The following is a 17,328-nucleotide window of genomic DNA, read 5'->3' as shown; positions in this document are numbered from 1 at the left end:
GTCCGGAGGACCATGCTCGATTTTCCCCCCTGGAAGCGCGTCTTCCTCTGGCTTGTCACTCTGGCGGCGATTCTTGCGACGCTGCCTTCCATCGTTTCGCTGTCCAGCGGACGTTGGCCGGCATCGCTGCCAGATCCCGAAATCAGCCTCGGGCTCGACCTTGCCGGCGGCAGCCACATCTTGCTGGAGGCCGATCCGGCGCAAGTCGCGCGGCAGCGGCTGGAAACGATGGAGGAATCGGTTCGATCCGCGCTGCGCGATGCGGAGCCGCGAATTCGCATTGGCGACATTTCAACGTCCGGCGGGCGGCTGTCCTTCCTGCTCGAAGATCCCGGTCAGGTTGATGCGGCACGCGGGCTGATCGAGCCGCTGACGACCGGAGCCGGCCTAACCGGGCAGCGGGACTGGACTATCCAGGTGGTGGACGGGAGCCGGTTCGTGCTCTCGCAAACGCAGGCCGGGCTGGACCTTGCGGTGACGCAGGCCATGGACAGCGCCACGGAGGTCGTGCGCAAGCGCATTGATGCGCTCGGCACGCGCGAACCGACCATCATCCGCCAGGGTGACGATCGGATCGTGGTGCAGGTGCCTGGCTTGCAGGATCCGCAGCAGCTGAAGGATCTGCTGGGGCAAACCGCCAAGCTCGAGTTCAAGCTGGTCGACCAGACCGCGCTGCAGAGCGATGTACAGCAGGGCATCGCGCCCCCCGGCAGCGAGATCGTCCCTTACGCGCCCGGAACGCCATTTGCCGGAACCGCGATTGCGGTGAAGCGGCTCGGCGGCATTCGCGGCGATTCGCTGACCAACGCGCAGCAGAGCTACAACTCCCAGACGAACGAGCCGATCGTAACGATCACTTTCGATCCGCAGGGCTCGCGTCGCTTTGCCGAGCTAACCAGCCAGAACGTCGGCAAGCCCTTTGCCATTATTCTTGATGGACAGGTGCTGTCCGCGCCCAACATCAACGAGCCCATCCTGGGTGGCACGGCGCAGATCTCCGGCAGCTTCACGGTGGAAAGCGCAAACCAGCTGGCGATTTCGCTGCGATCGGGCGCCTTGCCGGTGGACCTGACCGTGGTGGAGGAGCGGACGGTGGGGCCCGATCTTGGCGCCGATTCCATCCGCAAAGGCCTGATCGCCATGGGCATCGGCTCGCTGCTGGTCATCGCATTGATGGTCGCCAGCTATGGCCGCTTCGGCATCTATGCCACCTGCGCGCTGGTGCTGAACGTGCTCATGATCCTTGGCATCATGGCTTTCATGAACACTACGCTGACGTTGCCTGGTCTCGCCGGATTTGTGCTGACTATCGGTGCGGCCGTGGACGCGAACGTGCTCATCAACGAGCGCATTCGCGAGGAGCGGAAGAAGGGGCGGCGGGTAATCGCGGCGGTGGAGAATGGCTACAAGGAAGCCAGCCGCGCGATTTATGACGCCAACGTCACGAACTTCATCGCAGGGGTGCTGCTGTTCCTGTTCGGCTCCGGCCCTGTCCGCGGCTTTGCCGTCGTGCTGATCATTGGCCTGTTCACATCGGTGTTCACCGGTGTGACGATGACCCGGATGTGGGTCGCCGGCTGGTTGCGCAAGGCGCGGCCGAACGATCTCAATTTGTAAGGGGCAAGGATATGCGTCTGCTGAAACTCGTCCCCGAGGACACGAACATCCACTTCCTGAAGTGGCGCGTCCCCTTTTACATCATCAGCGTGCTGCTGATCGCTGCGAGCTGGGGGCTCGTGCTGACGAAGGGCCTGAACTACGGCGTCGATTTCGCTGGCGGCCTCGACATACAGGCCACTTTCACCCAGTCCGAGGAGGCGCCGATCGCTCAGCTGCGCGATCAGGTGGGCGATCTCGGCTATGGCGATCCGGTGATCCAGCGCTTCGGCGATCCGAATCAGGTTTCCATCCGGGTGCGGCTGCCGGACGCAGCGTCGGGCGACAAGGCCGCGGCCGACCGTATTGCCGATACGATTGTCGCAAGCCTCGAATCGCGGTTCCCTGGTCTGCGGGTGGACGGCAAGGATACCGTTTCGGGCAAGGTTTCGGGCGAGTTCCGCACCACGGCTCTCTACGCCTTGCTGGCCGCAATGCTGGCGATTGCCGTTTACATCTGGGTGCGCTTCGAATGGCAATTCGGCGTTGGTGCCCTGTTCGCGCTGTTTCACGACGTTTCGCTGACGCTGGGCATGTTCGCGCTGTTTCAGCTGGAATTCGGACTGCAGATCATTGCCGCAATCCTGGCGATCATCGGCTACTCGCTGAACGACACCATCGTCGTATACGACCGCATCCGAGAGAACCTGAAGAAATATCGCCGCATGCCGGTGGTCGAGCTGCTCGATCTCTCCGTGAATGAAACGCTGGCGCGCACCGTGATGACGTCGCTGACCCTGCTGGTGGCCCTGATCCCGCTGCTAATCTTCGGCCCTGCAAGCCTCTTCGGGCTGACGGCGGCGATCACGCTGGGCATCTTCGTCGGCACCTACAGCTCGATCTACATGGCGGCGCCGATCCTGATCTGGCTGGGCGTCACCTCGGACAGCTTCGTTCCGGGTGAGAGCGCAGCCGACGCGCAGGAGCGGAAGGCTCGGGGCGAGGTTTGAGGTGGAGCGGGCTGCCGGGTGTCGGTTATCCCTGCAGCAAGCGTGCGTAATAGGCGGAAAGTTCCTGTGCGTTCGCTTCCCAGCTGAAATGCGCTGCGCAGGCCGCGACCGCGGCAGGTGAGGGCGGATCGTCCAGCAGGTCGCGCACTGCACCGGCAATCCCGTCCGCATCACGGGACACGATGCGGCCAGCTTGCGGCGTAGTCACCACCTCGCGCGCGCCTCCTGCCTCGGTGATTACCAACGGTGCCCCGCAGGCCAGCGCCTCCACCCAGGCATTGGCCAGTCCTTCGCTGACCGACGGCAGCACCATCGCATCGGCGGCGGAAAGCACGGTCGGCAACGTCGTGTGATCCAGCAGCCCCAGGAAGTGGACCCGGTCGCCAAGACCCGCCTGGTTCGCCTGTGCCTGCAGCGTCGCACGGTCCGGGCCGTCGCCCACCAGGATGAGGTGCGCCGAAGGAAGGCGTGTCAGGGCGCGGATCACTAGGCCCTGACCCTTACGCGGGATCAGCGCACCCACGCATGCGAGCAATGGTGCCCCATCCGGGATCGCCAGCTTGAGGTCATCCGCCAGTCGCATGCGGCTGCGTTGGCGACCCAACGGGCGGAAGCTGCTGCGGTCCAGCCCCGTGTAGTGGACGGTGATCTTGTCGCGCGGCAGGCCTAGCGCGGCCATATCGCGGGCCAGTGCCTCGCTCACGGCCAGCAGCCCGTTCGCCTGCTCCGCCGCATGGCGCATCTTGCGCAATGCATAGGCCTTGTGCCCCCAGTGCGAGATATCTGCACCGCGGGCCTTGATGGAGAGCGGCAGCCCTAGAACGGCAGCGATGCGGGCCGCGGCGGGACCATCCGGATAGAAAAACTGTGCATCCACCAGATCGAACGGAGCCAGCGCATGGAGGCGCTGCGCCAGTGGAAGGACGGCACGCACGATCATGCGCGGATTGAACGGGCCGCCGACGGCGGGAATCAGCGTGAAGCGCGGGCGATGCACCACCACATCATGCTCGATCCCGCTCACTGCAGCCTCGGCAAGCCGCCCGTAGCGGCCCATCGGCACAGGGGGAACGCCGATCGGATTGATGATCGTGATCTCCCAATCCCCGCGCGCCGCCAGCGCTTCCATCTGCCGCGCCACAAAGGTGCCAAAGCGTGGCTGATGCGCGTTGGGATAGAGCGTGGAGATGGAAAGCAGCCGTCTCATCACCCTCTCACAGTTTGCGGACCAGCATCTCCGCGACCGCCAGCCAGGCCGGCTTGTCCACCACAATCTGGCGCTGTCCTGCGCCGGGGGGGAGCAGGCCGACCATCGAGCCCTGACGATCGATCAGGCGCCCGAAGGCGAAGCGACCGCCTGATCGGGGCACCAACACGTCGCGGTTGATGATCTTCGCCGCGTCCGCCGGTGGAACTTGTCGTAGCCACAACTGATCGCCCGCGCGATATTCGCCCTGCGGTGTTTCCACGGCAAGACAGAGCAGCGTCGCGCCCTTCTTTGCGCCAAGCTCGGCCGGCAGGATCGCGTCACGGGGGGAGGGGAGCGCTTCCGCGCCACCTTCGGCGAGGCGAGCCACCACTTTCGGTGCCTCAGCCTCTTCGCCCTTCACCAACAGTTCGGGGTCCACCCCCAACGCAGAGGCGATCCGGTTCATCCACACCAGAGACAGATTGCGCATGCCAGTTTCGAGCCGGCCAATGGTCTGCGCCGTGGTAGGCGGCTCGCACGCAGCCGCCACCTCCGCCAGAGTCATCCCCTTCTGCTTGCGAATGTCGCGGATCCGGTTGATCATTGCGGAAGTCCTTTAACCTATCTGGTTTTGCATTTTCCTACATGGCTGCTGTTTTGGCAAGGGGCGCGGCCAACCAGCAGAGGGAGATTCGGACATGCGGCAAAGAGAACTGGTGACGCGGGAACTGACTTCGGAAGGGCCGCGCCGAAGGGATGGGACGAAGCGGCGGCAGAGCGTCACCGTCAATCTGGCCGAAAGCTCGCTTACCTGGCTGCATGCCCATGGCCATCTCGACGACCGACTCCACGATGCGGGGGAGCGCCTGCGCTGCGATTACGAGCGCGCGCAGCTGGCGCCGAATATCACAATGCGCTGGGATCCGGTGCGCGTGAAAGGCCGCCCGGACACCGGCCTTTCCCCAACCGAACGCCAAGTGGCGGCCCGCCAGCGCTTTCATGGAGCCATCGGGGCGGCGGGCAAGGGGCTGGAGGATATCCTGTGGCGAGTGGTCTGCGCAGGGGAGACGGTGCCTGCAGCGGAGAAGGCGCTGGAATGGCCTGCCCGCAGCGGCAAGCTGGTGCTGAAGCTGGCGCTGGACCGCGTGGCGGATTTCTATCGCATCACTTGAGGCACGGGCGGCGCAACCTCACCCCTCAGCGAGCTCCGCGAGTTCCAGCCAGCGCTCCTCTGCCGCTTCCTTTTCCGCGCGAGCATTTTCCACACCCTTGCTGATGTTGGCGAAGCGCTGGGGGTCGTTGGTATAAAGCGCGGGATCGGACAGGATTTCCTCCCCTCGCGCGATGGCAGCTTCCAGTTCTTCGATCCGCCTGGGCAGCAGTTCGTAGTCGCGCTGGTCCTTGTAGCTGAGCTTGCTGCTCTTGGGCGCGGGCGGCGGGGCTGGGGGCGAGGTCGCTTGCTTCTGGGCTTTGTCGCCGCCTATCGGCCGCTTCACGCGCTTGGCTTCCCAATCGGCATAGCCGCCTGCCACGATGTCCACCGTGCCGCTTCCGTCCAGACCAAGCGTCACCGTGACGGTGCGGTCGAGGAAGTCGCGATCGTGGCTGACGATCAGCACCGTGCCCTCGTAATCCGCGATCACTTCCTGCAGCAGGTCGAGCGTTTCGAGATCGAGATCGTTCGTCGGTTCATCCAGCACCAGCAGGTTCGATGCCTTGGCGAATTCGCGCGCCAGCAGCAGGCGCGAACGCTCACCGCCGGAAAGCACACCCACTTTCATGTCCACAATGGCCGGATCGAAAAGGAAGTCTTTGAGATAGCCCTGGACGTGCTTGCGCACGCCGCGCACGTCGATCCAGTCCCCGCCTTCCGCCAGGATCTGGCGCACGGTGCGGTCGGGCTGCATCAGCGCCCGCTGCTGGTCGATCATCACGCCGTTCAGAGTCTTCGCCAGCGTGACTTCGCCTTCGTCGGGCGCAAGTTCGCCCGTCAGCAGCTTCAGCAGCGTCGTCTTCCCCGCGCCATTGGAGCCGACCACGCCGATCCGGTCTCCGCGCTGGATGCGCAGCGAGAAATTGCGGATCACCACGCGCTCGCCGAATCGCTTGGTCACGTGTTCGGCCACGATCACAGATTTCGTGCGCGCCTCATCGTCGGTGGCCAGGCCGAGCTTGGCTGTGCCTGCGGGGTTGATCATGGCGGCGCGCTGCGCCCGCATCTGCCAAAGCTTCTCCAGCCGTCCCTGATTGCGCTTGCGCCGGGCGGTCACGCCGCGTTCCAGCCAATGCGCTTCGATCTTCAGCTTGGCGTCTAGCTTTTCCGCTGCTCGGCTTTCCTCGGCATAGACCTGCTCTTCCCACGCCTCGTACCCGCCGAAGCCCACTTCCTTCCGGCGCATTCCACCGCGATCGAGCCATAGCGTCGCGCGTGTCAGGCGTTTTAGGAACGTCCGGTCATGGCTGATCGCGATGAAAGCACCCTTATAGCGGGAGAGCCAGCCTTCCAGCCAATCGATCGCGGCGAGATCGAGGTGATTGGTGGGCTCATCCATCAGCAGCAGGTCGGGGTCCATGGCCAGCGCGCGGGAGAGGGCGGCGCGCCGCCTCTCACCGCCGCTGGCACTTTCAGCCGCGCGGTCCATTTCGATTCCGAGCTGGCCGGCGATCGCTTCCACTTCGTGCCGTTGCGGCGCGTCGTCACCAGCAAGCGCAAAATCCATCAGCGTACCGAAGCCGGTGAAGTCCGGCTCCTGTTCCAACACCACGATGCGCGTCCCCGGCTGCACAGAACGCTTGCCCCTGTCAGCTTCTATCTGAGCATCGATCAGCTTGAACAGCGTGGTTTTGCCGGCGCCGTTGCGGCCGATCAGCGCCAGCCGGTCACGCGGGCCAATGTGCAGGTCCAGGTCACGGAACAGCCAGCGGCCGCCCTGCTGCAGGCCCAGCCCTTCCCATGAGACAATCGGTGCTTCAGCCATGGCCGCGGCAGTTAGTGCGTCGTGCCCTTGCGCACAAGCGACGGGCGGTTCAGTTCGCTGAAAGCCGCGAGGGGGCAGCAGCATCGCACAGACCTTTGGGAGATTTTGCATGATCCGTATTGCCGCAACCGCCGGTTCAATCGCCGCCCTTGCCGCGCTGGCCGTGCCTGCCTCCGCCGCGGAAGTTCAGATTCAGGCCACCGGCCCGGTGGTGGAACTGACGGTGAATGAAAGCGTGGACGTCGCACCGGACGTCGCCAATGTCAGCGCGGGTGTGACCACCCAGGCGCAGACCGCTGTCGAGGCGATGCAGCAGAACGCGCGGCAGATGAACGCGGTCGTGGCGCGCATCAAGCAACTTGGGATTGCCGAACGCGACGTTCAGACCACCGGAATCAATCTGAGCGCCCAGTACGACTATGATCAGGAGAGCCGCAGCCAGGTCTTTCGTGGCTATCAGGCCAGCAATCGGGTGAGCGTCAAGCTGCGCGACATTCAGAAGACCGGGCAGGTGCTCGATGCGCTCGTGGCTGCAGGAGCAACCGATTTGGGCGGGCCCGACTGGTCGGTGGAGGATGACAGCGCAGCGAGAGCCGAAGCCCGGCGCAATGCAATGAAGACGGCGCTGGCGCAGGCGCGGGACTACGCCAGCATGGCGGGATATTCGGATGTGCGCCTGTTGGAAATCAACGAGTCCGTCTCCCATCAGGCCCCAACACCGATGTTCCGCGTCGCGGCCGAGGCGGTTCGGCCGCAGAACACCCCGGTTCAGCCGGGCCAGGTGCAGGCCGGCGTCACCGTCACCGTTAAATATGAACTGACGCGCTGACGCGGCAATTATCCCGGCAGTGCGATATTCACGCCTTGTTCAATGGCCCGCCGCTAGGCAAAACCTACACATGACCAAGTTTATCGCACTGTTCCTGTCCGCCGCGCTGGCCGTGAGCGGCGCCCCGGCTTCCGCGCAGTCTCAAACGCGCGGGGACCAGGAGCGCGCGCGCGAGGAGATGAAAGCTGGCCGCAACATGCGGCAGGAAGATATCGTGCGCCGCATCATGCCCCAAATGAAGGGGTATAAATATCTGACCAGCGAATATGATGGCGTGACCGACGTCTACCGGCTCAAGTTCATCAAGGGCGTGCAGGTCACCTATGTCGATGTGGATGCGCGCACCGGCAAGATCCTGCGAATCACTGAATAAGTGGCAGGAACGGCGATCCGGTTGACGCATTTCGGGCGAACGCCCACATGCTGGGGCCGCGTCACAGCAGGGGACAAGACATGCGCATCCTGATCGTCGAGGACGAGCCGACTCTCGGCCAGCAGCTCAAGACGACGCTCGAGCAGAACGGCTATGCGGTGGATCTCTCCCCGGATGGGGAAGATGGCCACTTTCTGGGGAGCACGGAAGATTACGACGCCGTAATTCTCGATCTCGGCCTGCCGGAGATCGATGGGCTCACCGTGCTGGGTATGTGGCGCAAGGAAGGCCGCAACTTCCCCGTGCTTGTACTGACGGCGCGGGACAGCTGGTCCGACAAGGTGGCCGGACTGGATTCCGGCGCTGACGACTATCTTGCGAAGCCTTTCCAGACCGAGGAGCTGATTGCGCGACTGCGCGCGCTGATCCGTCGCGCATCGGGCAACGCCTCTTCCGAACTCACTGCCGGAAGGGTGCGGCTGGATACCCGCTCCGGCCGCGTGACATTGTCGGGCGAGCCGGTGAAACTGACTGCGCAGGAATACAAGCTGCTCAGCTACCTGATGCATCACAAGGGCAAGGTGGTGAGCCGCACCGAACTGATCGAGCACATCTACGATCAGGATTTCGACCGCGATTCGAATACGATCGAGGTCTTCGTCACCCGCATTCGCAAGAAGCTGGGTGCCAATGTGATCACCACCATACGTGGCCTCGGATACAGCCTCGACGATCCCGACGATCCGTCGCGCGACTGAGGTTCCGCCCCGGGCAGAGGCGACGCCGATAGCCGGCGCTGCTGACGCAGGCGCTGCCATCGCCGGCGATGCGGTTCCCCCGCACACGGGGAGCCTCGCCCGGCGCATGATGCTGATTGCGGCGGGCTGGATCACCATCCTTCTGCTCGTCGGCGGCCTTGCGCTCGACCGCACGCTGACGGCGCAGGTCACCCAGCAATTCGACGAGCAGCTGGATTATCTGCTCACTGCGATGATCGGATCGGCGGAGATCGGCCCGCAAGGGGAGGTCTATTTCAACCGCCCGCTGGGCGACCAGCGATTCCTCGAGCCGAACAGCGGCCTTTACTGGCAGATCAGCGGGGAAGGGCAGGAGGACTGGCCATCCCGTTCGCTGTGGGACCGTACGTTGAACGTGCGTACCGACGTCGCCCATACCGAGCCGCATTTCTACGATTCCGAACAGTTCCCCGCCGAAACGCTGCGGGTTGTGGAGCGGACTATCCGCCTTCCCGGAAGCGATGTGGACTGGCAGTTTGTCGTCGCCGGCAGTCGCAAGGAGCTCAACGAGCAGATCGCGGATATCCGCTGGATCGTGGGCTGGAGCTTCGCGGTGCTGGGCATCGGGCTGTTCCTGATGGCCATGCTGCAGACCTGGTATGGCCTCAGCCCGCTGCGCCGGGTGCGCCGCGCGATCGCGCGCATCCGCACCACGGGCTCCAACCGGGTTACCGATCCGCTGCCGCAGGAAGTGCAGCCGATGGTGGAGGAACTGAACGCGCTGCTGGCCCATGTCGATCGGCAGGCGGAGGAGGCGCGCACCCATGCGGGCAATCTGGCCCATGCGCTGAAGACGCCGCTGACCGTGCTGACCAATGCGGCGACGGCCAACGCGCCGGACCTGGGGCAGACGGTGCTGCGCGAAGCGGGGACCATGCGCCGGCAGGTGGACCATCATCTCGCCCGGGCCCGCGCCGTCGGACGCCGCGCCGGGGGGCATGCACGAGCCAATGTGCTGGAAGTGGCCGAGGCAGTGGAGCGCGCGGTGGGCCGGCTCTATCCGGCAGTTCGTTTCGATCTGGTGGGCAATGCGACGGCGCAGGTTGCGATAGAGCGGCAGGATCTGGAGGAGATCCTCGGCAACCTCATTGAGAACGCCGCTAAATATGGCGGCGGCAGCGTTTTCGTTACCGTGGATCCGAACCCGGATGATTCCCAATGCTCGATCTGGGTCGAGGATGATGGCGGGGGTATCGCCGAAGCTGACCGCCTGCGCCTGTTCGCGCGCGGCGCAAGGCTGGACACCGGGCAGCCGGGCACCGGCCTTGGCCTCGCGATCGTGCGCGACGTGGTAGAAATTTATGGCGGATCGGTGGAGCTGGGCGAAAGCGAAGATCTTGGTGGCTTGCTGGTCAGCGTGCGCCTGCCGCGCGCTGCCGCATGATGACCCCAGATAAGGAAAACCGCATCCTGGGCCTTAGCGCTTTATTGACCATCTGCTGCGACCCTTTCGCTTCCGCGAGAGGGACGGATGACGGTATTACTCGCCCAGATGGAACCCGAACAGCCGCGCGCAGGTGCGCGGGGTGCGGGCCGCTATGCGATACGCCTCTGCGCATGGATGCCCGAGCGGGACCGCCGCGCGCTTATCTATAATCTGTCTCTCGGCGGCATGCTCGTCCGCGTGGAGCGCGAACTGATGGTGGGAGAAACCGTTCAGCTCGAACTTCCCGAAGCGGGCAAGGTGCAGGCGCGCGTTGTCCGGATCGAAAGCCGAAACGTTTACGGCTGCCAGTTCCACGAGCCGATCAGCGAGGCGGCGTTGGGTGCCGCTCTGCTGAAGGGCGGCTTCGGCGGCTGACGCGCGGGCCCCGCGAGCCTCAGCGCTTCGCCGCGCGGCGGTGGTGGCGGATTACTTCCTCGATCACGAAGCGGATGAACTTCTCGCTGAACTCGGGATCGAGATCGGCTTCCTCCGCCAGCTTGCGCAGCCGCTGGATCTGGCGCTTCTCCCGTTCGGGATCGGCGGCCGGCATGGCTGCGCGCGCCTTGTGCTCCCCCACTGCCTGGGTGATGCGGAAACGCTCTGCCAGCATGTGGATCAGCGCCGCGTCGATATTGTCGATGCTCTTGCGATAGGAGGAGAGCACCGGGTCTGCCGGCGCGTCGGGCGCGGCATCGGGCAGGGACTGGGGGTTTGTGCGTTCGCTCTGACTGGCCATGACGGGCGGACGCTAGCAGGGATTCCGCGCTTGCCAAGCGCGCACTGACCGGCCATCTGCGCGATATGAGCGGAGAGGTTATCCAGCTGAAGCGGCAGACGCCCACTCTCACGCCCATCCTGTCTTTGACGGCGACGGCGATGAATTCGGTGAATGCCATCATCCTCGACCGGATGCAGAGCGAAATCCCCCTGATTCCCGCACTTGCCGGCCATCTGATTGCCGGCGGGGGCAAGCGCATGCGCCCGATGCTGACGCTCGCCGGCGCGGAGCTGGTCGGCTATCAGGGCACCCGCCATCATCGCCTCGCCGCCGCGGTGGAATTCATCCACACGGCTACGCTGTTGCATGATGACGTGGTGGACGGCTCTGAAACCCGACGGGGCAAGGAAGCGGCCAACATCGTCTTTGGCAATCCCGCCACCGTCCTGGTGGGCGATTTCCTGTTCTCCCGCTCCTTCGAGCTGATGGTGGAGGACGGCAGCCTGAAGGTCCTGAAGATCCTTTCGGGCGCCAGCGCGATCATTGCCCAGGGCGAGGTTGACCAGCTCACCGCGCAGCGCCGGATCGAGACGAGCGAGGAGCGCTATCTCAACATCATCGGCGCGAAGACGGCCGCCCTGTTCGCCGCCGCCAGCCGCATCGCCGCCGTGATCGCCGAATGTGGCGAGGCGGAAGAGCAGGCGCTGGACGATTACGGCCGCAATCTCGGCATTGCGTTCCAACTGGTCGACGACGCGATCGATTACGACACCGGCACTGCCGAAATGGGCAAGAACCGGGGCGACGATTTCCGTGAAGGGAAGATGACGCTGCCGGTAATCCTCGCCTATGCGCGCGGTTCGGATGAGGAGCGGCGCTTCTGGAAGGATGCGATCGCCGGCTTCCGCAGCGAGGACGAGGATCTGGCCCACGCCGTGGAACTAATCCGCCGGCACGACGCCGTGGCCGCCACGCGCGAACGCGCGCGCCACTACGCGGCGCGCGCCTGCGACGCGCTGGCGATTTTCCCCGACGGCAAGGCACGCGCCGCGATGGTCGAAGCGGCGCAATTCGCGGTCAGCCGCGGGTATTGAGCATTTGGCCGGCGGCGCTTTGCCCGGGCGCTGAAGCAGGTTCTGGATGACGGAAGCGGCCTCGATGGACGATCTGCCGATCCGCGTTGTGTTGCCGCAGCTGCTGGCTGCCTTGCGCGGGCGAAACTCGGCGGTGCTGATTGCGCCGCCTGGGGCCGGCAAAACGACCGCCGTGGCTCCGGCCTTGCTCGATGAGCCATGGTGCACGGGGCAGGTGATCCTGCTCAGCCCGCGCCGGGTCGCCGCCCGCGCGGCGGCGGAGCGCATTGCGGAACTGCTGGGCGAGAAGGTCGGTGGCCGCGTGGGCTATCTCACCCGGCTGGACAGCCGCCAGAGCGCCGCCACGCATATCCTCGTGGTGACGGAAGCGATCTTCGTCAGCCGCATCCTCGGCGATCAGGAGCTCTCCGGCATTTCTGCCGTGCTGTTCGACGAAGCGCATGAGCGGCATCTCGATTCCGATCTCGGCCTCGCGCTGGCGCTCGAGACTCAGGGCGTGCTGCGCGAAGATCTGCGGCTGATCGTCATGTCCGCCACGATCGACGGCACCCGCTTCGCGCGGCTGCTCGGCGAGGATGCGCCGGTGATCGAGAGCGAGGGCCGCGCCCATCCCCTGCAGATCAAGTGGCTGGGCAGCCGCCCGGACATGCGGCTGGAAGATGCGATGACCGCCGCCGTGCTCACTGCATGGCGGGAAGAGCAGGGTGATATCCTCGCCTTCCTCCCGGGCGTGGGTGAAATCGAGCGGGTGCGCGAGCGGCTGGCGGACAAATTACCCCATGTCCCCATCCTGCCGCTGCACGGGCAGGTGGAGCCGCAGGCGCAGCGCGCCGCGATCCGGCGGGACCCCGAAGGCCGACGGCGGATCGTCCTCGCCACCTCGATCGCGGAAACCTCGATCACGCTTGAGGGTGTGTCGATAAGTGTCGATTCCGGCCTTGCGCGTCGGGCGGAGTTCGATCTTGCGGCGGGCGTTACGCATCTTGTGACACGCCGCGCCAGCCAAGCCTCGGCTGCGCAGCGGGCCGGGCGCGCGGCGCGGCAGGGGCCGGGCGTGGCCTACCGCTTGTGGGAAGAGGCGTCGCATGCTGGGCGCGAACGCTTCGATCCGCCGGAGATGCTCACCTCCGATCTCGCGCCGCTTGTGCTGGCGCTGGCGCAATGGGGCGTGGCGGAGCCAGCTTCGCTGCCCTGGCTCGACCCGCCGCCCCCGCCAGCGGTGGCTGCCGCGCAGGACCGGCTGCGGGCACTCGATGCGCTCGATGCTGAGGGGAGGATCACTCCGCGCGGGCGCATGATCGCGGCCTTGCCCATGTCCCCCTGGCAGGCGGCCATGGTGCTGGCGGGGGCAGAGTACGGGGTGGAAGGGTTGGCAGCAAAACTCGCCCTGCTGCTGCAGGAGCGTGGGCTCGGCGGGCGCGGGGAAGATCTCGCGCAGCGCCTGCAGCGCTGGGACGGTGATCGTTCAGCGCGAGCGGACGGGGCGCGCAAGCTGGCGGCGGGCTGGGCGAAGCGGGCGCGCAGCCTTCAGGCCGGGGGCGGGGCATCTGCGCGCGTCCTTCGACAGGCTCAGGACGAGCGGGTCGGAGGGGCGCCTCGCGATGCGCGGTCTGAGGCAGTGGTTCAGGGCGAGGGGGAGCGGACCACCGCAAGAGGCGCGCACACCAGACCCAAACCTGCTCGTCCTGAGCCTGTCGAAGGAGCCGCACCTCCTCCTCCGGGCATCCTCCTCGCTATGGCGCTGCCGGACAATCTCGCCCGCCGCCGCGATCCTTACGGCGAGAGCTGGATTTCTGCCGGCGGTCGAGGCTTCGCTCTGGATGCCGCCTCGCCGCTGGCGTCTGCCGAATGGCTGGCGATCGGGGATGCGCAGGGCCGGGCGCAGGCGGCGCGGATCACGGCCGCACTTCCGCTGACCAGCGCCGATGTCGAGCAATGGCTGGAACAAAGGATCGAACGGCGATCCTTGCTGCGCTGGACGGGGCAGCGCGTGGAAGCCCGGCTTGAGCGCAGGATGGGTGCCATCACGCTTGCGAGTGGACCCGATCCCAAGCCCGATGCCGTGGCAGTGGCGGCGCTGCTTGTCGAGAAGGCTGTGGAAAACCTTGCGGATATGCTGCCGAAAAGCCTGCTGGCGCGCGCCGCATTCGCTGGTGTCGACGAGCTTTCACTCGCCTATCTGGCGGAGCGGGCTGAGGTATGGCTTACCCCGCTCCTTGCTGGCCGCCGCGATCTCGATGTGCCTCCCGGCCGTCTCGTCGATGCGGCCCTTGGCCTGCTGGACTGGGATGCCCGGCAGCGGCTGGACCGGGTCGCCCCGCGTGAATTCACCAGCCCGGCCGGCACCACCCATGCGATCGACTATTCCGGCCCCGACGCACCCAGTGTGGAAGTGCGGGTGCAGGCACTGTTCGGGCTGGAGAGCCATCCGCTGATCGGCCGCACGCCGCTGCTGCTGAAGCTCACGAGCCCGGCCGGTCGGCCGATTCAGGCCACGCGTGACCTGCCGGGCTTCTGGCGTGGCAGCTGGGCCGATGTGCGCAAGGAGATGAAGGGCCGTTACCCCAAGCATCGCTGGCCGGAGGAGCCATGGGCGGAAAAGCCCAGCCTCAAGACACGCAACGCGTTCGATGCCTCTTGATTTTGCCCCGCATCCGAAGGAAAGCGGGGCCATGCAGGCACGCATCTACAAACGCCCGAAAAACGCCATGCAGTCTGGCAAGGCGCTCACCGATCAATGGGTGCTCGATTTCGTGCCCGCCGAAGCGCAGAAGCCGGATCCGCTGATGGGCTGGGCCGGCAGCGGGGATACGCGGCGGCAGGTCCAGCTGAAGTTTCCCAGCAAGGAAGCGGCCGTCGCCTATGCGGAGAAATATGGCATCAATGCCCTGGTGCATGATGTCCCGCCCCGGCGGCTGAAGATCCAGGCCTACGCCGACAATTTTCGCTGAGATTGCGCCGTCGGCGCGGCAGCATGTTGCAATTCTCCGGCGCGCCAGCCATATGCCGGCGCGGGAGTCGGGTGGACGTTCGCGTCTGCTCACCTGGTCAGGTCCGGAAGGAAGCAGCCAAGGTAGATGGCAGCGGGTCGCTCGGCTCCTTTTTCTCTCCATGACAATCCGATCCGCAGTGCCTAACGTCCCGCAGCATGGGTGATTCAGGCGACATGTCCGGCGAAACCCCGCCGTGGGAAACCGCGGCGGATGGCGCGTCCGGCGCAGGCGGTGACGCCGCGCCTGCCGACGTGCCGAGCGCGGCGGAGCTCGAAGCGGCCGGCCAGGCCGCGATGTTCGGGGAAGTTCCGGCTGCGCCCCCGCTATCCCCCGCACCGTCCTCCTCGTCCGCACCCGCTGCCAGCGGGCAACCCTATCGCGTGCTGGCGCGCAAATACCGGCCGCAGACCTTTTCCGAGCTGATCGGCCAGGATGCCATGGTGAAGACGCTGGGCCACGCCATCGAGCGTGATCGGCTGGCCCATGCCTTCCTGATGACCGGGGTGCGCGGGGTGGGCAAGACCTCGACCGCGCGGCTGATCGCCAAGGCGCTGAACTGCGTGGGGCCGGATGGAACGGGCGGGCCGACCATCGATCCATGCGGCGTGTGCGAGCCGTGCAGGGCCATTGCAGAGGGCCGGCATATCGATGTGATCGAGATGGACGCGGCCAGCCACACCGGCGTGGACGATGTGCGCGAGATCATCGAAGCGGTGCGCTACGCTGCCGTCTCGGCCCGTTACAAGATCTATATCGTGGACGAGGTCCACATGCTGTCTCGCAATGCTTTCAATGCATTGCTGAAGACACTTGAGGAACCACCTGCGCATGTGAAGTTCCTCTTCGCCACCACCGAGGTGGACAAGCTGCCGGTCACGGTGCTCAGCCGCACGCAGCGCTTCGACCTGCGCCGCATCCCTGCCGAACTGCTCCAGCGCCACTTCGCGGAAATCTGCGTGAAGGAGGATGTGGAGGCGGACCCGGAGGCGCTGGCGCTGGTTGCCTCCGCCGCCGAAGGATCGGTGCGCGACGGGCTCTCGATCCTCGATCAGGCGATTGCCCATGCCGATCTGGAAACCGGCAGCGGCGAGCGAGCGCTCGTCACGGCGGATCGGGTGCGGGACATGCTGGGGCTGGCGGACAAGGGTGCACAGCGGCGGCTCTATGCGGCGCTGCTGGCGGGCGATCCGCAGGCGATGCTGGCGGAAGCGGACAAGCAATATGCGCTTGGCGTGGAGCCGGTGGCTCTGCTGCGCGGTACGATGGAACTAACGCATCGCATTGCGGTGGCGCAGGTCGGCAATGCCGGGGCCGACGCGCCGACCGAGGAAGAGCGGCAGGCGGTGGCGGAGTGGGCGGAGCGGCTCTCCCCCGGGCAGGTTCATCGGCTGTGGCAATTGCTGCTCAAGGGGCACGAGGAAGTGCGCGGTGCGCCCGATCCCATGGTCGCGGCGCAGATGGCGCTGCTGCGCGTGCTCCATGCCGCCGATCTCCCCGATCCGGGACGGCTGGCGAAGCAATTGCAGGACATGGCGGCGAGCGGCGCGCTGGGCGGCGGATCGGCCGGGGGCGGTGCTCCCGGTGGACCGGTGGCCAGCGTCAACTGGCGCGAGCTGTGCGATCGGGTGGATGCGGCTGGCATGTTGCGCGTGGCGCAGGTGATGCGCGACTGGGTGCGGCTGATCGAACTCACCCCGGGTCGCCTCGTCTTCGCGCTGGCGCCGGGCTATTCCGAGGATCCTGCGCCGGAGCTGCGCGATGCCCTGCTGCGCGCCACCGGAGAGCGCTGGCAGGTAGAGCGTGGCGAAGGGGGGAGGGCGCCTTCCCTGCGCGAACAGGAAGAGGCCGCCCGCGCGGCCGAGGCAGAGCGTATTCGTAAGTCCCCGCTGGTGGAGGCGGCCTTCGCCGTCTTTCCGGGTGCCGAACTCGTCGAAGAGGAAGACGCACCGCGCGGGACCAGCAATTGGAGCAGAACAGCATGAAATCGATGGAAGAAATGATGAAGGCCGCGCAGCAGGCCGCCGAAACCATCCAGCAGCAGATGAACGAGGCGCAGGCCAAGCTCGACACGATCGAGGTAGAAGGCGTTTCGGGCGGCGGTCTGGTGAAGATCCGCGCCAGCGCCAAGGGCCGCATTCTCGGCGTGTCGATCGACGACAGCCTGATTGTGCCGGAAGACAAGGGCATGCTGGAAGATCTCGTCGCCGCCGCTTTCAATGACGCGCGGGGCAAGGCGGATCAGGCCGCCAATGCGGAAATGCAGAAGGTCCAGTCCGGCATGGGCCTGCCGCCGGGCTTCAACTTCCCTGGCCTCGGCTGAGGGCG

General features: G+C 65.8%; 17 protein-coding genes and 1 other RNA gene. 14 read left to right on the top strand and 4 right to left on the bottom strand.

The features are described 5' to 3' along the window. Positions 1–12 precede the first annotated feature (12 nt). Together secD and secF are read left to right on the top strand one after the other, a co-directional pair. On the top strand, positions 13–1,617 hold the full coding sequence (gene secD / locus AEB_RS14070; protein WP_119083706.1) for a protein translocase subunit SecD: 1,605 nt from the start codon (positions 13–15) through the stop codon (positions 1,615–1,617). 11 nt (positions 1,618–1,628) lie between these two features. Beyond that, complete coding sequence (gene secF / locus AEB_RS14065) at positions 1,629–2,606, top strand: protein translocase subunit SecF (RefSeq protein WP_119083705.1); 978 nt, start codon at positions 1,629–1,631, stop codon at positions 2,604–2,606. A gap of 25 nt (positions 2,607–2,631) precedes the next feature. Here the strand turns inward: secF and AEB_RS14060 are convergent, their stop codons facing one another. Further along, entirely contained in the window at positions 2,632–3,813 is a 1,182-nt protein-coding gene (locus tag AEB_RS14060; RefSeq protein WP_119083704.1) for a glycosyltransferase, read from the bottom strand. 7 nt (positions 3,814–3,820) lie between these two features. Then, positions 3,821–4,399 carry a helix-turn-helix domain-containing protein gene (locus tag AEB_RS14055; protein ID WP_119083703.1) on the bottom strand — a complete coding sequence of 193 codons (579 nt, stop codon included), beginning with the start codon at positions 4,397–4,399 and terminating at the stop codon, positions 3,821–3,823. 94 nt (positions 4,400–4,493) lie between these two features. On the opposite strand from AEB_RS14055, the gene AEB_RS14050 reads away from it, so the two are divergent. After that, complete coding sequence (locus AEB_RS14050) at positions 4,494–4,967, top strand: DUF6456 domain-containing protein (protein WP_119083702.1); 474 nt, start codon at positions 4,494–4,496, stop codon at positions 4,965–4,967. Between the two features lie 18 nt (positions 4,968–4,985). Here AEB_RS14050 and AEB_RS14045 read toward each other — a convergent pair whose 3' ends face one another. Next, positions 4,986–6,773, bottom strand: coding sequence for an ABC-F family ATP-binding cassette domain-containing protein (locus tag AEB_RS14045; RefSeq protein ID WP_119083701.1), 1,788 nt, complete (start codon positions 6,771–6,773; stop codon positions 4,986–4,988). 109 nt (positions 6,774–6,882) lie between these two features. Between AEB_RS14045 and AEB_RS14040 the strand changes: the two genes are divergently transcribed. The 5 genes from AEB_RS14040 to AEB_RS14020 all read left to right on the top strand — a co-directional run bounded on the left by AEB_RS14040 (position 6,883) and on the right by AEB_RS14020 (position 10,573). Then, complete coding sequence (locus AEB_RS14040) at positions 6,883–7,602, top strand: SIMPL domain-containing protein (protein WP_119083700.1); 720 nt, start codon at positions 6,883–6,885, stop codon at positions 7,600–7,602. Between the two features lie 70 nt (positions 7,603–7,672). After that, positions 7,673–7,975 carry a PepSY domain-containing protein gene (locus AEB_RS14035; protein ID WP_119083699.1) on the top strand — a complete coding sequence of 101 codons (303 nt, stop codon included), beginning with the start codon at positions 7,673–7,675 and terminating at the stop codon, positions 7,973–7,975. Positions 7,976–8,055: 80 nt separating this feature from the next. After that, a complete protein-coding gene (locus AEB_RS14030) occupies positions 8,056–8,733 on the top strand; it encodes a response regulator transcription factor (RefSeq protein ID WP_119083698.1) in 678 nt (225 codons plus the stop codon). Positions 8,734–8,839: 106 nt separating this feature from the next. Next, the gene (locus AEB_RS14025; protein WP_119083697.1) at positions 8,840–10,156 is read left to right on the top strand and encodes a sensor histidine kinase; all 1,317 of its coding nucleotides are present in this window, start codon (positions 8,840–8,842) and stop codon (positions 10,154–10,156) included. Between the two features lie 87 nt (positions 10,157–10,243). Then, positions 10,244–10,573 (top strand): PilZ domain-containing protein, encoded by a 330-nt coding sequence (locus AEB_RS14020; protein WP_119083696.1) that lies wholly within the window; start codon positions 10,244–10,246, stop codon positions 10,571–10,573. Between the two features lie 19 nt (positions 10,574–10,592). Here the strand turns inward: AEB_RS14020 and AEB_RS14015 are convergent, their stop codons facing one another. Beyond that, positions 10,593–10,934 carry a chorismate mutase gene (locus tag AEB_RS14015; protein WP_119083695.1) on the bottom strand — a complete coding sequence of 114 codons (342 nt, stop codon included), beginning with the start codon at positions 10,932–10,934 and terminating at the stop codon, positions 10,593–10,595. 65 nt (positions 10,935–10,999) lie between these two features. Between AEB_RS14015 and AEB_RS14010 the strand changes: the two genes are divergently transcribed. The 6 genes from AEB_RS14010 (at position 11,000) to AEB_RS13985 (ending at position 17,323) form a co-directional block, all read left to right on the top strand. Next, entirely contained in the window at positions 11,000–12,010 is a 1,011-nt protein-coding gene (locus AEB_RS14010) for a polyprenyl synthetase family protein (protein WP_119083694.1), read from the top strand. Between the two features lie 46 nt (positions 12,011–12,056). After that, a complete protein-coding gene (gene hrpB, locus AEB_RS14005) occupies positions 12,057–14,651 on the top strand; it encodes an ATP-dependent helicase HrpB (protein ID WP_231958744.1) in 2,595 nt (864 codons plus the stop codon). Positions 14,652–14,682: 31 nt separating this feature from the next. Then, a complete protein-coding gene (locus AEB_RS14000; protein WP_119084646.1) occupies positions 14,683–14,961 on the top strand; it encodes an ETC complex I subunit in 279 nt (92 codons plus the stop codon). 60 nt (positions 14,962–15,021) lie between these two features. Beyond that, positions 15,022–15,116: signal recognition particle sRNA small type (ffs, locus tag AEB_RS13995), an RNA gene on the top strand. Between the two features lie 42 nt (positions 15,117–15,158). Beyond that, on the top strand, positions 15,159–16,985 hold the full coding sequence (locus AEB_RS13990; RefSeq protein WP_119083693.1) for a DNA polymerase III subunit gamma/tau: 1,827 nt from the start codon (positions 15,159–15,161) through the stop codon (positions 16,983–16,985). Then, positions 16,982–17,323 (top strand): YbaB/EbfC family nucleoid-associated protein, encoded by a 342-nt coding sequence (locus tag AEB_RS13985; RefSeq protein WP_119083692.1) that lies wholly within the window; start codon positions 16,982–16,984, stop codon positions 17,321–17,323. Before AEB_RS13990 ends, AEB_RS13985 begins: the two co-directional genes overlap by 4 nt. Positions 17,324–17,328 lie beyond the last annotated feature (5 nt).

Source organism: Altererythrobacter sp. B11 (genome assembly GCF_003569745.1).
Taxonomy (GTDB): Bacteria; Pseudomonadota; Alphaproteobacteria; order Sphingomonadales; family Sphingomonadaceae; genus Croceibacterium_C.
This window is presented reverse-complemented; position numbering and strand designations above follow the sequence as displayed.

Coding starts and splice junctions, on each gene's coding strand:
- secD (WP_119083706.1), top strand. CDS start 13: ATGCTCGATTTTCCCCCCTGGAAGCGCGTCTTCCTCTGGCTTGTCACT.
- secF (WP_119083705.1), top strand. CDS start 1,629: ATGCGTCTGCTGAAACTCGTCCCCGAGGACACGAACATCCACTTCCTG.
- AEB_RS14060 (WP_119083704.1), bottom strand. CDS start 3,813: ATGAGACGGCTGCTTTCCATCTCCACGCTCTATCCCAACGCGCATCAG.
- AEB_RS14055 (WP_119083703.1), bottom strand. CDS start 4,399: ATGATCAACCGGATCCGCGACATTCGCAAGCAGAAGGGGATGACTCTG.
- AEB_RS14050 (WP_119083702.1), top strand. CDS start 4,494: ATGCGGCAAAGAGAACTGGTGACGCGGGAACTGACTTCGGAAGGGCCG.
- AEB_RS14045 (WP_119083701.1), bottom strand. CDS start 6,773: ATGGCTGAAGCACCGATTGTCTCATGGGAAGGGCTGGGCCTGCAGCAG.
- AEB_RS14040 (WP_119083700.1), top strand. CDS start 6,883: ATGATCCGTATTGCCGCAACCGCCGGTTCAATCGCCGCCCTTGCCGCG.
- AEB_RS14035 (WP_119083699.1), top strand. CDS start 7,673: ATGACCAAGTTTATCGCACTGTTCCTGTCCGCCGCGCTGGCCGTGAGC.
- AEB_RS14030 (WP_119083698.1), top strand. CDS start 8,056: ATGCGCATCCTGATCGTCGAGGACGAGCCGACTCTCGGCCAGCAGCTC.
- AEB_RS14025 (WP_119083697.1), top strand. CDS start 8,840: ATGATGCTGATTGCGGCGGGCTGGATCACCATCCTTCTGCTCGTCGGC.
- AEB_RS14020 (WP_119083696.1), top strand. CDS start 10,244: ATGACGGTATTACTCGCCCAGATGGAACCCGAACAGCCGCGCGCAGGT.
- AEB_RS14015 (WP_119083695.1), bottom strand. CDS start 10,934: ATGGCCAGTCAGAGCGAACGCACAAACCCCCAGTCCCTGCCCGATGCC.
- AEB_RS14010 (WP_119083694.1), top strand. CDS start 11,000: ATGAGCGGAGAGGTTATCCAGCTGAAGCGGCAGACGCCCACTCTCACG.
- hrpB (WP_231958744.1), top strand. CDS start 12,057: ATGACGGAAGCGGCCTCGATGGACGATCTGCCGATCCGCGTTGTGTTG.
- AEB_RS14000 (WP_119084646.1), top strand. CDS start 14,683: ATGCAGGCACGCATCTACAAACGCCCGAAAAACGCCATGCAGTCTGGC.
- AEB_RS13990 (WP_119083693.1), top strand. CDS start 15,159: ATGGGTGATTCAGGCGACATGTCCGGCGAAACCCCGCCGTGGGAAACC.
- AEB_RS13985 (WP_119083692.1), top strand. CDS start 16,982: ATGAAATCGATGGAAGAAATGATGAAGGCCGCGCAGCAGGCCGCCGAA.